The sequence below is a fragment of the Clostridium sp. 19966 genome, from assembly GCF_032335695.1.
In the GTDB taxonomy this organism is placed as follows: domain Bacteria; phylum Bacillota; class Clostridia; order Clostridiales; family Clostridiaceae; genus JACTOJ01.
Map to the genome: position 1 here is coordinate 129,015 of NZ_JACTOJ010000003.1, position 14,381 is coordinate 143,395.

Genomic DNA, 14,381 nt, shown 5'->3' on the forward strand with positions numbered 1-14,381 from the left:
ATTAATTTTGTATATTCAACCTAGGAGGTGTAAATTTTAATGGCAAGAATCGCTGGTATAGATATACCAAAGGAAAAAAGAGTTGAAATAGGACTTACCTATATATATGGTATAGGATTGCCAAGTTCACAGAAAATATTGAGTGAAACAGGCATCAACCCTGACACAAGAGTTAGAGATCTTACTGAAGAAGAAGTAAATAAACTTAGAGACTATATAAATAAGAATGTTAAAGTTGAAGGCGATCTTAGAAGAGATATTGCGTTAAACATAAAGAGACTTATTGAAATAGGTTGCTATAGAGGAATAAGACACAGAAAAGGACTTCCAGTTAGAGGTCAGAAGACTAAGACTAACGCAAGAACAAGAAAAGGTCCAAAGAGAACAATTGCTGGTAAGAAAAAGAAATAAGTAAGGAGGGAATAGGATGGCAGCACAAAATGCTAAGAAAACAACTAGAAGAAGAAAAGAAAGAAAAAATGTTGAGCACGGAGCAGCACATATTAAATCTACTTTTAATAATTCCATAGTTACTGTTACAGATGCTGTGGGAAATGCTCTTTCATGGTCAAGTGCTGGAGCGCTTGGCTTTAGAGGTTCAAGAAAGAGTACTCCATTTGCTGCGCAGATGGCTGCAGAAACAGCTGCTAAAGTTGCAATGGAGCATGGATTGAAAACAATCCAGGTGTATGTAAAGGGACCAGGAGCAGGTAGAGAAGCTGCTATAAGATCTCTTCAAGCTGCAGGGTTAGAAATAACAATGATTAAAGATGTTACTCCTATACCACATAACGGATGCAGACCACCAAAAAGAAGAAGAGTATAATCAAGTAACAGGAGGTGTAATGAATGGCAAGATATACTGGAGCTGTATGTAGACTTTGTAGAAGAGAAGGTGCAAAGTTATTTTTAAAAGGCGATAGATGCTATACAGGAAAATGTGCAATAGACAGAAGAAATTACGCACCAGGTCAGCACGGTGCTAGTAAGAAGAAGCTTTCTAACTACGGTTTACAATTAAGAGAGAAGCAGAAAGCAAAAAGAATTTATGGAGTTCTTGAAGGTCAATTCAGAACTTATTATGAAAAGGCTGAAAGAAAAAGAGGAATCACAGGTGAAAACTTGTTAAGATTACTTGAACTTAGATTGGATAATGTTATTTACAGATTAGGATATGGTAACTCAAGAGCTGAAGCTAGACAGCTTGTTACACATGAGCATTTCTTAGTTAATGGAAAGAAAGTTAACATTCCTTCATATACTTTATCTGCAAATGATGTAATAACAGTTAAAGAAAAGAGCAGACAGAAGGAATTGTTTAAGGTATTTGCTGAAAATCCAAAAACTTTACCAAACTGGCTAAATGCAAGCCCAGAAAACTTTGAAGGTAAGGTAGTTTCTGAGCCAACAAGAGCTGAAATTGACGTAGCTATTAATGAAACATTAATAGTTGAGTTATACAGCAAGTAATAAATAGTTTATTAACTATTAACAAATGGCTTAGTTTGAGATATATATAGCTGAAAAAACAGCAATGACTTAGTAATAATAGAATCAGTTGCCCTCAAAATAAGGTTGCCATTTAAATTATGAAGGAGGGTTTGTGAATGTTAGAGATAGAAAAGCCAAAAATAGAACGTGTAGATTCAGGTGCAGATGACACATATGGTAAGTTTGTTATAGAACCTTTGGAGAGAGGATATGGTATTACTTTAGGTAATGCATTAAGAAGAATCCTTCTCTCTTCATTGCCAGGAGCAGCTGCTAATGCAATAAAAATTGATGGCGTATTACATGAGTTTTCTACTGTGCAAGGCGTCAAGGAAGATGTTCCTCAAATAATACTAAATATTAAGAATTTAGCTATGAAGATGACTGGAGATAGTCCTAAGACAATTTATATTGATGCAAAAGGACCTGGAGAAGTAAAGGGTGGAGATATTAGAACAGACGGAGATATTGAAATCATCAATAAGGATCTACATATAGCTACTCTTGATGATAATGGAAAATTGTATATGGAGATATCCGTTAATAGAGGTAGAGGATATGTTTCTCAAACTAAAAATAAAAGCGAGGAACTTCCGATATCAACAATAGCTGTAGACTCCATATATACACCAGTAAAAAGAGTTAATTTTACTGTTGATAAAACAAGAGTTGGTCAAGTAACTGACTATGACAAGTTAACTCTTGAGTTATGGACCAATGGAACAATAAAAACAGATGAAGCAATAAGCTTATCAGCGAAAATTCTTATAGAGCATTTCAAATTGTTCATGACTTTAACAGATCATGCTAACAATGTAGAGATAATGGTTGAAAAAGAAGAGGATAAGAAAGAAAAAGTTCTCGAAATGACAATTGAGGAATTAGATTTGTCAGTAAGAAGTTATAACTGCTTAAAGAGAGCTGGAATCAATACTGTCCAAGAACTTACTGAAAGATCTATGGAAGATATGATGAAGGTAAGAAACCTCGGAAAGAAATCTCTAGAAGAAGTTGAAAAGAAGTTGCACGATTTAAATTTAAGCTTAAGGGAAAGCGATGAGTAAGGAGGTAAATCATGGCAGGATATCGTAAGTTAGGTCTTCCTACTGACCAGAGAAAGGCAATGCTTAGAAATTTAGTAACAAGCCTTCTAAAGCATGGCAAAATTGAAACTACAGTTACCAGAGCTAAAGAAACTAGATCTATAGCTGAAAAGATGATAACTCTTGGTAAAAGAGGAGATCTTCATGCAAGAAGACAGGTGTTATCCTATGTGACTGAGGAAGCTGTTGTTAAAGATTTATTTGACAGTATAGCACCAAAGTTCGCTGAAAGAAAAGGTGGATACACTAGAATGTATAAGGTTGGACCAAGAAGAGGCGACGGAGCTGAAGTAGTAATACTGGAATTGCTTTAAAATATTCAGGGGATTAAGTGAATTTGGACTTAGTCCCCATTTTGTTATAAAAATATATAATCTATAATAGAAAATATACACAGTATGTATATTTCCTAATGCAGATTATAAAGGGGAGTGATATTTTATGAGCGAAAACATGATTAAATGTGAAAATCTAACATTTAAATACATAGATGATGAAGAAAAAGGAATTTATAAAATTGCTATAGATAATTTGAATATGTCTGTTAAAAAAGGTGAATTCGTAGTTATTCTAGGGCATAATGGTTCAGGAAAATCCACATTAGCAAAACACATGAATGCATTACTTTTGCCTTCGGGAGGAAAAGTGTATGTAGATGGAATAGATACTTCAGATAGTGAAAAAATATGGGATATAAGAAGTATGGCGGGCATGGTTTTTCAAAATCCAGATAATCAGTTAGTAGCAACTATTGTGGAAGAGGACGTAGCCTTCGGACCAGAGAATTTAGGAGTTCCTAGTGAGGAAATTAGAAAAAGAGTAGATGAAAGCCTTAAAAGAGTAGATATGTATGAATATAAAAGGCATGCTCCCCATCTTTTATCTGGCGGTCAAAAACAAAGAGTGGCTATTGCGGGTATATTAGCAATGAAGCCTAAATGTATTATTTTAGACGAGCCTACCGCTATGCTTGATCCATCAGGTAGAAAAGAGGTAATTAAAACCATAACTGAATTAAACAGAAAAGAAGGCATAACTATAATTCTAATAACTCATTATATGGAAGAAGCAGTGGAGGCAGATAGAATTTTAGTTATGGATGAAGGAAGAATAGTTTCAGAGGGAACACCTAGGGAAGTTTTTAGTAAAGTTGAGACAATGAAAAAAATAGGCTTAGATGTACCTCAGGTTACAGAATTAGCATTTAAATTGAAAAAACAAGGTATAGATATTAGCACAGATATATTAACAGTTAGTGAGTTGGTGAATGAGTTATGTCGATTAAAATAGAAAATTTAACACATATTTATATGCCTAATAGTCCTTTTGAAAAGAAGGCAATAGACAATGTTTCTATTGAAATTAATCAAGGGGAATTTATAGCACTTATTGGTCATACGGGCTCTGGAAAATCAACATTAGTTCAGCATATGAATGGACTGTTAAAACCTACTTCAGGCACTATAATGATAGATTCTACCAATATAACAGCGAAAAATGTAAAGCTGTCAGATATAAGAAAAAGAGTAGGCTTAGTCTTTCAATATCCTGAATATCAATTGTTTGAAGAAACAATAGAAAAAGATATTAGCTATGGACCTAGGAAGCTTGGATTAAATGAAGAAGAGATAAGCATCAGGGTAAAAAAGGCTATGAATGTTGTTGGCTTAAACTATGAAGAATATAAAGATAAATCGCCTTTTGAGCTTAGTGGAGGGCAGAAAAGAAGGGTGGCTATTGCTGGAGTAGTAGCAATGGAGCCTAAAGTGCTTATACTAGATGAACCAACAGCAGGATTGGATCCTAAAGGAAGAGATGAAATATTAGGCCAAATAAAAAAACTTCATAAAGAATATAATTTAACTATTATATTAGTTTCTCACAGCATGGAAGATGTAGCTAAACTTGCTGAAAGAATACTAGTTATGGACAATGGAAAATGTATTTTGGATGGAACGCCATCACAGATATTTAAAAATATTGATTTAATAGAAAAGGTAGGGCTTGCAGCTCCTCAGGTTACTTATATTATAAGGGAATTGAGGAATAGGGGCTTTGAACTATCTGATGACATCTATACTGTGGATTCCGCCGTAGATGCGATATTAAAGATATTAAGATAGGGGGGATTACAATTGATTAAGGACATAACTATTGGTCAATATGTGCCAGGAGAATCCTTTGTACATAAGTTAGATCCAAGAGCAAAGATATTGATAGCAGTATTGTATCTTATAGATTTATTTGTTATTAAAAATTTTGTTGGATATGCTTTTGTATTTTTATTTGTATTTATCACAATATATATAGCTCGTCTAAAGTTTAGCTACATATATAAGGGATTAAAACCAATATTCATTTTACTGCTTATAACTGCTATTTTAAATCTGCTGATGACTAGAGAAGGAAATGAAATATATCATATGGGATTCATAAAAATATATGATGAAGGAGTAAGGCTCGCAGTTTTTATGTCTGTAAGGCTTATATTCTTGATTGTAGGTACCTCTATATTGACACTTACCACTTCACCTATAGAACTTACAGATGGAATAGAAAGGCTGCTAGGGCCATTTAAGAGAATAGGACTTCCGGCACATGAACTTGCTATGATGATGACTATAGCTCTTAGATTCATACCAACGCTTATAGATGAAACGGATAAAATAATGAAGGCTCAAATGGCAAGAGGCGCTGATTTTGACAGTGGAAACATAATTCAAAAGGCAAAAGGCTTGATACCGCTGCTTGTTCCGCTTTTTATAAGCTCCTTTAGGAGAGCAGATGAGCTTGCAATGGCTATGGAGGCTAGGTGCTATAGAGGCGGCGAAGGAAGAACTAGAATGAAGATCCTAAAATATACCTACAATGATTTAATAGCTGCATTGGCTTTTATACTATTGGTCATAATATCTTTTATAACGAGAAAGCTGCCATACTTTTAAGAAGAATCATGGGAGAGGATAAATTTTGAGAAACATTAAGCTTGTGCTAGAATATGATGGAAATGATTATGCAGGGTGGCAGAGGCAAAAAAATTCTTTAGCAGTTCAGCAGGTGTTAGAAAAAGCTATATTTAATATAACAAGAGAGCAGGTAAATACCATAGGATGCAGCAGAACAGATTCAGGAGTCCATGCTAAGGAATTTGTATGCAATTTTTATACTGAAAGCAATATAGAAGATAAAAAGTTTAGAAATGCAATTAATGCAAAGCTTCCTGAGGATATAAGAATTTTATCTTCTATTGAAATGGAGACGAATTTTCATTCAAGATATTGCTGTAAAGGGAAAACTTATAGTTATACTATATTCAATAGAGAAATAAATTCAGCTATATATAGAAACTATAGCTGCCATGTTAGAAAGTCTTTAAATATAGATAAAATGGTGTTGGCTTCACAATATTTTATAGGAAAACATGATTTCTCTGCTTTTAGAACCTTAGGAAGTTCCGCTAAAACAACTGAAAGAACTATTAAGTCTTTAGATGTATTAGAGGTAGATCCATATATAAAAATATATGGTACCGCAGATGGATTTTTGTACAATATGATGAGAATAATATGCGGTACACTAATTGATGTAGGCTTGGAAAGAAAAAAGCCAGAGGATATTATAAAAATATTAGAAAGCAGAGACAGAAAAAAAGCTGGTAAGGCATCTCCAGCACAAGGGCTGTGTTTGGAAAAAGTTTATTATTAATATGAATTTATCATGAATAAGGGTGTGCTAAAATAAAAAAACTTTATGTTAATAATATATTGACACGCCCGGCAGATTGTATTATAATTATCATGTTTGTTAATGGAACAATTAAGATCCACTAGCCCCGGGTCTTGAGATATAATGTATTAATGAGCACAGATATCTAGGGAGGGAAAAAGATGAAGTCATACGTTGCAAAACCAGAACAATTTGAAAGAAAATGGTATGTGGTTGATGCTGCAGGCAAACCACTTGGAAGAGTAGCAAGTCAAGTTGCTTCAATATTAAGAGGAAAAAATAAGCCAATATTTACACCAAATGTAGATACAGGAGATTTCGTAATAGTTATAAACGCTGAAAAAGTAGTTTTAACTGGAAAGAAATTAGATCAGAAGATGCTTAGACATCATTCATTATACCCAGGTGGATTAAAGGAAACTCCATATAGAGAAGTACTTGTAAAGAAACCTGAATTTGCATTTGAGGAAGCTGTAAGAAGAATGCTTCCAAAGGGACCTCTTGGAAAGCAAATGCTAAAGAAGCTTAAGGTATATAGAGGCGCTGAACACGATAATGCAGCTCAAAAGCCAGAAGTTCTTGAGCTAAAGTACTAATTGGAAGTGGAGGTAAATTATAATGGCTAAGGTTCAATATTTAGCTACTGGTAGAAGAAAAAAATCCGTAGCAAGAGTTAGAATAGTTCCAGGCGAAGGAAAAGTTATAATAAATTCAAGAGATATGGATACATATTTCGGATTAGATACATTAAAGATAATAGTTAATCAACCATTGGTTTTAACAGGAACTAAGGATAAGTATGATGTACTTGTAAATGTTCATGGTGGTGGCTTCACAGGTCAGGCTGGAGCTATAAGACATGGTATTACAAGAGCATTGGTTAAATCAGATGAGAATTTGAAGTCTGCACTTAAGAAAGAAGGTTTCTTAACTAGAGATCCAAGAATGAAGGAAAGAAAGAAATACGGTCTTAAGAAAGCAAGAAGAGCTCCACAATTTTCAAAGAGATAATATTGCTTATGGAAAGAGAGATTTTTATATCTCTCTTTTTTACTTTCAGGCTTTGCTTTAAATGAATGTTAAAGACCTAACACTTATTTAAAACAAAACTTTTTATAAAATATTTAATTATTTTACTCGCAATACTGTGCTAAATTATGAATTTTATAATTACTTTGAAACTAACGAAAAATCAAGTGAAAATCCTTGTTTTTTATAGTAAAAATACCTAAAATGTAATTATGTATTTTTTCGGTTATTATACTAAGATTATTGGATAAAACTAAACGTGGAGGTATTTTTTTGACGAGTAATATATTTGGAAAATCAATTATAGATTTAATAGGAGGAATTGGTCTATTTTTATATGCTGTAAAATTAATGGGAGCCAGTCTTGAAAGCATTATAGGAAATAGAATTAACGAAATTATTGCAAAGCATGCTTCAAATATATATAAAGCAGTTTTAGTAGGCTTTATAGTGGCTGCAACACTGCAAAGCAGCAGCATAACTACAGTAGTGGTAATTGGACTAGTAAATTCAGAAATAATTAATTTATATCAAGCTGCTGGTATCATAATGGGAGCTCATATAGGAACTACAATAACCACGCAGATAGTAGCCTTTAATATTGAAGATATTTCTTTGTTGTTTGTAGGAGTGGGAGCCTTTATAATGGTTTCAAATTTAAGAAAAAACAAAGATATTGGAAGTGCGCTTTTAGGCTTTGGTATGATGTTTATAAGCATGACCTTCATGGTAAAAGGATTTGCACCGCTAAAAGGCTACCAAGTGTTTGTAGAGATTATGGAGATATTATCAAATAATTTCTTGTTTACTTTAACTATAGGAATTGTTCTTACTATGGTACTTCAAAATTCAGCTATAGTTATAGCGATTTTAATGGCAGCATCCACTACAGGATTATTCACTCAAGATATTATTATCCCATTTGTAGTAGGCTGCAATATTGGTACAAGTGCTACCGCTTTAATATCCAGCACTGGAACAAATAAAAATGCTAAAATTACCGCTGTATTAAATGTAACCATAAATATAATAGGTATGATTGTATTTATTATTTTTAGAAAAGATTTTATTAATATAGCAACTGCCGCAACCTCAAATACTATGAGGCAGATAGCTAACATACATACTATATTCAATTTATTTAGCACAATATTAATGTTGCCATTTGTAAAATATATATTAAAAGCTATAAGCTGCCTGATAAAAGATGAAGAAAAAGTCAATATTGTAGAGGATGAATATATGGATGAGAGATTTCTAGATACTCCTTCCATAGCTGTAGACCAAATGATAAAAGAGACAATAATTATGGCTCATAAGGCAAAAAAGAATGTTGAAATATCCATGGAGGCTTTTGTAAATAACGACGATAAATTAATTAAAGATGTATATGAAAATGAAAATATAATTAATATTATGGAGAGAGAGATAACGCAATATCTGGTTAAGTTATCTAGTTCTAAGCTGTCTAAAGAGCAAATAAATATAGTTACCTCAACTTTTCATGTGGTTAATGATATAGAAAGAATAGGGGATCATGCAGAAAACATTGCAGAATTAGCCAGTGAAAAGATATGCAGAAAGCTATATTTCAGTGAGGAAGCTATAAGAGAGCTGTCTGACATATATAATTTTACGATAAGAGCTCTGGATGAAAGCATAATAAGCTATGAAACAAGCGATGAAGCTCGAGCTAGAAAAATGATGTTCATAGAAGAAAAGATAGATTCCTTAGAGAAGGATCTGAAAGCATCACATATCAGGAGACTTAATGAAGGAATCTGCACCGCATATTCAGGAACAATTTTTTTGGACATAATAAGCAATTTTGAAAGGATAGGCGATCACGCAACTAATATATCTGAAAATGTCATAGAAAATTATTAAGAATATCTTTCAATATAATGATTATTTAAAAGACGGCATATACTGCCGTTTTTTTATATACAACTTAAAATTGTTTTAAACATATTATAAATAAAAGTTTTATGGTAAAACTAAAGCCATTGAAGATAATAATTTAAACCATAAATACGTAAATTAATTTAATAGCTAAAGAGAAGAAGTGATACAAAGGGGTGCACTAAATGAAAAAACTTATATTTATAATGTCATTATTGATATTATCAACTGTGGTAAGCTATATTCCAAAAGCAGAGCAGTTAGATAAAAAAGAGAAAGTAATATTAATTGATCCTGGACACGGAGGTATGGATGGTGGAGCTTCAGGAAAAGATGGAACACTGGAGAAAGATATTAATTTAAGCATAGCTAAAAAGCTGGAGCAGGAGCTAAAAAAATTAAATTATAAGGTTATACTTACTAGAACTTCAGATATAGAATTGCATGATGAAGGAGGAACTATTAGGCATAAAAAGAGAGAGGATTTACAAAATAGAAATAAAATGATAGGTGATACTGGCTGCGATATGTTTATTAGTATTCATCTAAACTTTTTTCCTCAAACTCAGTACTATGGCGCTCAGGTATGGTATGCAGACAACAAGAAAAGTGAAAATTGCGGCAATTTGATGCAAGACGTACTTAAGGAAATGATTGACAAGAATAATAATAGAATGGCAAAAAATGCGGGAGATAAGTATATAATCCTAAAAAACCCTAAAGATATACCAGAAATAATCGTAGAATGTGGTTTTTTATCTAATGAGGCAGAAAGAGAGAAACTTAAAAGTGACCAATATCAACAAAAAATAGCTTCAACTATATGCCATGGTGCTGAGATATATTTTTCTAATGAATAGGGCTGTGTTTAAAAAAATATAAAAATCAACATTGATTTAAAACAGAGCGGTGAATAAATATAAGGTATTTGACGAGTATTGTTGTATTGCCTGGGAAATATAGAATGTATATATCATTAGCTTATATATACATTTATACACGTTCTAAAACTATTAAGGCTATGTGAAAAGCATAGCCTGTATTAAGATAACTTAATACAATAAACATAGAAAATTAAAAGAATAGAGCGTATAATTATATAAAATGATTATAGTAAGGGAGAGGTAGCCGTGAAGGAAATTAAAGCAGAAGAAATAGTAATGGCGGTAAAAAAGCTTTGTATGGACGCAAATTACAATATATCTAGAGATATAAAAGAAGCTCTAAAGAAAGCTCATGAAGAAGAAGACAGCCTGCTGGCTAAGAATATAATAGGAAAAATATTAAAAAATTCAGAGATAGCAGAAAATGAATCTGTACCAATGTGCCAAGATACTGGTATGGCATGTGTTTTTATAGAAATTGGACAAGATGTACATGTAACGGGAGGATATATAGAGGAGGCTATAAATGAAGGTGTAGCATTAGGTTACAAAGAGGGCTTTCTAAGAAAATCTGTAGTAGGTGATCCTATAAATAGGATAAATACTAAAGAAAATACACCAGCAGTAATAAATTATCAAATAGTAAAAGGGGATAAGTTAAAAATAACATTAGCTCCTAAAGGGTTTGGTTCTGAAAATATGAGTCAAATTAAGATGCTGAAGCCATCAGAAGGAATAGAAGGGGTAAAAAAATTTGTCATCGAGACTGTGAAGCAAGCTGGCTCTAATCCATGCCCTCCTATAGTTGTAGGCATTGGTATTGGAGGAACTTTTGATAAAGTAGCACTTCTAGCTAAGAAAGCACTTCTTAGACCTATTGATATCAACAATAGTGATACATATTATGCAGAACTTGAAAAAGAATTGCTGGATAAAATAAATGAGACAGGAATAGGACCTCAAGGATTTGGGGGAAGGACTACAGCCTTAGCTGTGAACATAGAAACATATCCTACTCATATAGCAGGATTACCTGTGGCTGTAAATATTAATTGTCATTCAACTAGGCATGTATCGGTAGAATTATAGAATATCAGGAGGTATAGCATGGAGATCAAATTAGAAACCCCTCTAACAGAGGAGAAAGCAATGAATTTGAAAGCAGGGGATACAGTACTAATCACAGGAACCATATATACGGCGCGTGATGCTGCTCATAAAAGGTTAGTACAGCTTTTAGAAAATGGAGAGAAGCTTCCAATTGATGTGGCAGATGCCATTATATATTATGTAGGTCCTACTCCAGCAAAGCCAGGAGAGGTTATCGGGTCAGCTGGACCTACCACCAGCGGAAGAATGGATGCATATGCCCCAAAGCTTTTAGATCTTGGCTTAAAAGGAATGGTAGGAAAAGGAAATAGAGATGCTAAAGTTATAGAATCTATGAAGAAAAATAAAGCTATTTATTTTGCAGCTATAGGCGGAGCAGGAGCATTAATCTCCAAAACAATAAAAAAAGCTGAAGTAGTGGCTTATGAGGATTTAGGAGCGGAAGCTATAATGAAATTAGAGGTGAATGATTTTCCAGCAATAGTTGCAATAGATAGTGAAGGCAATTCACTTTATTCAAAACAAAGCTAATAAACAAGATCCATATATGAAATGAGTGAATAATAATTTCTTTTATTTGTATTTAATATTTGTTATAATATAGTTAAAAAATATATTTAGCAACAGGTTTCCTGTATTTGGAGTATATAAGCAATACTGGATGCGGCGATAAAGGGGGAAGGGATTCACCAAGCATAATGAAGGATAAGAATACTATTTTTGGTAATATGAATAATAGAAATAGTTTGAATAAAAACTTAATGAGTATATATAAGTTACCCCTATTATATATAAAAGTTAATTATCCAAGTGATAATGCAGAAAATAATCTCACAGACAAAATTCTTAATGAAATGGATAAATTAATTTGTGACATATACAAAGAAAATATAGAATTGAAGCTATTTACTACAAATAACTCTGGACCCCACATTAATATGATAATAAAAGATGATCCTATTAAAATAAAAGAAAATTTAGTGTTTATTGAAGATAATTTCCTTTTAGCAAGATGCGTAAATATGTCCGTATATGAGAATAAAACTTTTAAAGAAGTAACACGTAAGGATATAGGCGCTAAAGGAAGAAAATGTATTATATGCGGTGAATATGAGGAAGTTTGCCAGAATGAAAAAAGACATACTAATGAAGAGTATATAAGATATATAAATAAGACATATATAGAGTATACAAGCACTATTTATGATATAATGGCTTAGCATGATTAATATTCTTTAATTAGAACAAAAATACATTTTGGAGGAAAATTATGAAGGTCTCCCCATTGAAAATAAAGATAACTATATTTATCATATGTGCAGCGATAGGTATTGGAATACTTGTTAATACTGCATTAAGCAATAGAAAACAAGAGGCGGATATTAATAAAAAGTACAAAGCTCAGATAAGCACTAAAGAAAATGATAAAAAGCAGGAAGAAATAAAACAGCAGCAGAGTGAGCAAAAGCAGGAAGAAGATCAAAAAAATATTGAAGATCAATGCAAAAAAGCTCTGCAGCTTCTTAATGAAACGAACTATTATGGAGCTGTAGATGAAGCAGATGTGATATTAAAGGTCTCACCTGAAAACTATGAGGCTTACGCAATAAAAGGAATTGCTTTATGCTACATAAGAAAACAAATAGACGGGTTAAAAGAAATAGAGTCAGCACTTAAAATAAAACCAGACTCAGCATTTGTTTTATACTATAAAGGACTAGCATACGAATTATATTGGCAGTATGATGATGCCATAAAATATTATGCTGAAGGAACTCAAATCCAGAATAAGGATAGCAATGTTAACTGGTGCTATTATGGACTAGCTAGTTGTTATAATAAGAAGAACGATACAGATAAAGCTAAGGAATATATAAATAAAGCAACAGATAATGATGCTGATATGGTGAAAGTGGTTTCAGCAGATAAAGCACTTTCAAAATTATATAATCAGCGCTAACATAATAAATTATAGTTTGAATTATAGGTATCCAAGTTCAACCTTGAAATTAGGCCAATGAATTGGTTTCAAGTAAATATGAACTTGGATTCTTACATTAAGAGGAGTCTTTTGAATCGGTGTAAAAATTAACACTGATTTAAAACAGAGGTTGTAAATAAAATAGTTATATTAAAGGTATTATAAGTATAAATATCAGTTAATTTAATTAGAATTAATTCGAATAATATATTGTCAGCGAGTTTTAGAAATTGGAGGATTAAAATGCTTAGCATCAAGGATTGGTTTAAAAACGAGAACACATCAGTATATTTAAACAGAATAGCAATGATTTTGCTATCAAGTTTTTTATTTTCTTTTTCATTAAATGCATTTGTAGTACCACATAAGCTTTTAAGCGGCGGGGTGTCAGGAATAGCTTTACTTGTACAATATGTCACATCTTTTAAAGTAGAATATACAGTTATATTATTGAATATACCTTTGTTTATTTTAAGTTTAAAAGAGCTAAATAAAGAATTTACCATACTTACAGGAATAGCTATAGTCAGCCAATCATTGTTTTTGGTCCTTACCAAGGATGTAGCTAAGTATTTTTATACTAAAGATGCATTATTATCTTGTATATGCGCAGGTGTAATAAATGGTTTTTGCCTTGGAACTTTGTTTAAAAATCATGGCTCTCTTGGCGGTACGGATATAATAACTATGATATTTAGAAAAAAATTTAATATGGGCATAGGAAGTATGTCATTTATAATGAACTTAATAATAATATCTTTTGGCGGAATCATATTTGGAACAGAAAAGGCTCTATATACTCTTATAATAATGTACATAACTGCAGCCTTCATTGATAAGGTAATAAAGGGATTTAATAATAAAAATTTAGCATTTATTGTAACAACTCAATCTGAAATTATAACAGAGCTTATCACCAATGAATTAAGAAGAAGCGCTACAGTGATAAAGGCTAAAGGAGCTTATACTCAGGCAGATAGAATGGTGGTATATTGCGTAGTAGAAACAAAACAGATTCCAAAGGTAAAATACATAGTAGACAGAGCTGACTCTGGAGCGTTTATGGTAGTGCTAGATGCATCTCAGGTTCAAGGAAAAGGCTTTGACTTACCAATATAAAAATTTATTCTATAGCGTAGAAAATATATAGATTAT

The 14,381-nt window shown here is 32.4% G+C and carries 18 protein-coding genes; all 18 read left to right on the forward strand.

Annotated elements, in window-relative coordinates; translation table 11 throughout:
* Nucleotides 1-39 precede the first annotated feature (39 nt).
* The 18 genes from rpsM (at nucleotide 40) to IAI10_RS04255 (ending at nucleotide 14,345) form a co-directional block, all read left to right on the forward strand.
* Nucleotides 40-411 (forward strand): 30S ribosomal protein S13, encoded by a 372-nt coding sequence (gene rpsM / locus IAI10_RS04170; RefSeq protein ID WP_315672028.1) that lies wholly within the window; start codon nucleotides 40-42, stop codon nucleotides 409-411.
* Between the two features lie 16 nt (nucleotides 412-427).
* Nucleotides 428-826 carry a 30S ribosomal protein S11 gene (rpsK, locus tag IAI10_RS04175; RefSeq protein ID WP_315672029.1) on the forward strand — a complete coding sequence of 133 codons (399 nt, stop codon included), beginning with the start codon at nucleotides 428-430 and terminating at the stop codon, nucleotides 824-826.
* Between the two features lie 23 nt (nucleotides 827-849).
* Nucleotides 850-1,470 carry a 30S ribosomal protein S4 gene (gene rpsD, locus IAI10_RS04180; RefSeq protein WP_315672030.1) on the forward strand — a complete coding sequence of 207 codons (621 nt, stop codon included), beginning with the start codon at nucleotides 850-852 and terminating at the stop codon, nucleotides 1,468-1,470.
* Nucleotides 1,471-1,607: 137 nt separating this feature from the next.
* A complete protein-coding gene (locus IAI10_RS04185) occupies nucleotides 1,608-2,555 on the forward strand; it encodes a DNA-directed RNA polymerase subunit alpha (protein WP_315672031.1) in 948 nt (315 codons plus the stop codon).
* Nucleotides 2,556-2,566: 11 nt separating this feature from the next.
* Complete coding sequence (rplQ, locus tag IAI10_RS04190; protein ID WP_315672032.1) at nucleotides 2,567-2,908, forward strand: 50S ribosomal protein L17; 342 nt, start codon at nucleotides 2,567-2,569, stop codon at nucleotides 2,906-2,908.
* 127 nt (nucleotides 2,909-3,035) lie between these two features.
* Nucleotides 3,036-3,884 (forward strand): energy-coupling factor transporter ATPase, encoded by an 849-nt coding sequence (locus IAI10_RS04195; protein ID WP_315672033.1) that lies wholly within the window; start codon nucleotides 3,036-3,038, stop codon nucleotides 3,882-3,884.
* Nucleotides 3,869-4,717, forward strand: coding sequence for an energy-coupling factor transporter ATPase (locus IAI10_RS04200; protein ID WP_315672034.1), 849 nt, complete (start codon nucleotides 3,869-3,871; stop codon nucleotides 4,715-4,717). Before IAI10_RS04195 ends, IAI10_RS04200 begins: the two co-directional genes overlap by 16 nt.
* 12 nt (nucleotides 4,718-4,729) lie before the next feature.
* The gene (locus tag IAI10_RS04205; protein WP_315672035.1) at nucleotides 4,730-5,539 is read left to right on the forward strand and encodes an energy-coupling factor transporter transmembrane component T; all 810 of its coding nucleotides are present in this window, start codon (nucleotides 4,730-4,732) and stop codon (nucleotides 5,537-5,539) included.
* A 25-nt stretch (nucleotides 5,540-5,564) separates the two neighbouring features.
* Nucleotides 5,565-6,299: a tRNA pseudouridine(38-40) synthase TruA gene (truA, locus tag IAI10_RS04210; protein WP_315672036.1), complete on the forward strand. Its 735-nt coding sequence runs from the start codon at nucleotides 5,565-5,567 to the stop codon at nucleotides 6,297-6,299.
* A 182-nt stretch (nucleotides 6,300-6,481) separates the two neighbouring features.
* Nucleotides 6,482-6,916, forward strand: a complete 435-nt coding sequence (rplM, locus tag IAI10_RS04215) for a 50S ribosomal protein L13 (protein WP_315672037.1) — start codon at nucleotides 6,482-6,484, stop codon at nucleotides 6,914-6,916.
* A gap of 22 nt (nucleotides 6,917-6,938) precedes the next feature.
* A complete protein-coding gene (gene rpsI / locus IAI10_RS04220) occupies nucleotides 6,939-7,331 on the forward strand; it encodes a 30S ribosomal protein S9 (protein WP_315672038.1) in 393 nt (130 codons plus the stop codon).
* Between the two features lie 291 nt (nucleotides 7,332-7,622).
* On the forward strand, nucleotides 7,623-9,236 hold the full coding sequence (locus IAI10_RS04225; RefSeq protein WP_315672039.1) for a Na/Pi cotransporter family protein: 1,614 nt from the start codon (nucleotides 7,623-7,625) through the stop codon (nucleotides 9,234-9,236).
* A 200-nt stretch (nucleotides 9,237-9,436) separates the two neighbouring features.
* Nucleotides 9,437-10,111: an N-acetylmuramoyl-L-alanine amidase CwlD gene (cwlD, locus tag IAI10_RS04230; RefSeq protein ID WP_315672040.1), complete on the forward strand. Its 675-nt coding sequence runs from the start codon at nucleotides 9,437-9,439 to the stop codon at nucleotides 10,109-10,111.
* 270 nt (nucleotides 10,112-10,381) lie between these two features.
* Complete coding sequence (locus IAI10_RS04235; protein ID WP_315672041.1) at nucleotides 10,382-11,224, forward strand: fumarate hydratase; 843 nt, start codon at nucleotides 10,382-10,384, stop codon at nucleotides 11,222-11,224.
* An 18-nt stretch (nucleotides 11,225-11,242) separates the two neighbouring features.
* Nucleotides 11,243-11,776, forward strand: coding sequence for a Fe-S-containing hydro-lyase (locus IAI10_RS04240; RefSeq protein ID WP_315672042.1), 534 nt, complete (start codon nucleotides 11,243-11,245; stop codon nucleotides 11,774-11,776).
* A 107-nt stretch (nucleotides 11,777-11,883) separates the two neighbouring features.
* Complete coding sequence (locus tag IAI10_RS04245) at nucleotides 11,884-12,465, forward strand: citrate lyase holo-[acyl-carrier protein] synthase (RefSeq protein ID WP_315672043.1); 582 nt, start codon at nucleotides 11,884-11,886, stop codon at nucleotides 12,463-12,465.
* A gap of 50 nt (nucleotides 12,466-12,515) precedes the next feature.
* Nucleotides 12,516-13,205 carry a hypothetical protein gene (locus tag IAI10_RS04250; protein WP_315672044.1) on the forward strand — a complete coding sequence of 230 codons (690 nt, stop codon included), beginning with the start codon at nucleotides 12,516-12,518 and terminating at the stop codon, nucleotides 13,203-13,205.
* 264 nt (nucleotides 13,206-13,469) lie between these two features.
* Nucleotides 13,470-14,345 carry a YitT family protein gene (locus IAI10_RS04255; RefSeq protein WP_315672045.1) on the forward strand — a complete coding sequence of 292 codons (876 nt, stop codon included), beginning with the start codon at nucleotides 13,470-13,472 and terminating at the stop codon, nucleotides 14,343-14,345.
* The last annotated feature ends 36 nt before the right edge of the window (nucleotides 14,346-14,381 follow it).

Coding starts and splice junctions, on each gene's coding strand:
- rpsI (WP_315672038.1), top strand. CDS start 6,939: ATGGCTAAGGTTCAATATTTAGCTACTGGTAGAAGAAAAAAATCCGTA.
- IAI10_RS04195 (WP_315672033.1), top strand. CDS start 3,036: ATGAGCGAAAACATGATTAAATGTGAAAATCTAACATTTAAATACATA.
- IAI10_RS04240 (WP_315672042.1), top strand. CDS start 11,243: ATGGAGATCAAATTAGAAACCCCTCTAACAGAGGAGAAAGCAATGAAT.
- IAI10_RS04200 (WP_315672034.1), top strand. CDS start 3,869: ATGTCGATTAAAATAGAAAATTTAACACATATTTATATGCCTAATAGT.
- rplQ (WP_315672032.1), top strand. CDS start 2,567: ATGGCAGGATATCGTAAGTTAGGTCTTCCTACTGACCAGAGAAAGGCA.
- rpsD (WP_315672030.1), top strand. CDS start 850: ATGGCAAGATATACTGGAGCTGTATGTAGACTTTGTAGAAGAGAAGGT.
- rpsK (WP_315672029.1), top strand. CDS start 428: ATGGCAGCACAAAATGCTAAGAAAACAACTAGAAGAAGAAAAGAAAGA.
- IAI10_RS04185 (WP_315672031.1), top strand. CDS start 1,608: ATGTTAGAGATAGAAAAGCCAAAAATAGAACGTGTAGATTCAGGTGCA.
- IAI10_RS04250 (WP_315672044.1), top strand. CDS start 12,516: ATGAAGGTCTCCCCATTGAAAATAAAGATAACTATATTTATCATATGT.
- rplM (WP_315672037.1), top strand. CDS start 6,482: ATGAAGTCATACGTTGCAAAACCAGAACAATTTGAAAGAAAATGGTAT.
- rpsM (WP_315672028.1), top strand. CDS start 40: ATGGCAAGAATCGCTGGTATAGATATACCAAAGGAAAAAAGAGTTGAA.
- IAI10_RS04255 (WP_315672045.1), top strand. CDS start 13,470: ATGCTTAGCATCAAGGATTGGTTTAAAAACGAGAACACATCAGTATAT.
- cwlD (WP_315672040.1), top strand. CDS start 9,437: ATGAAAAAACTTATATTTATAATGTCATTATTGATATTATCAACTGTG.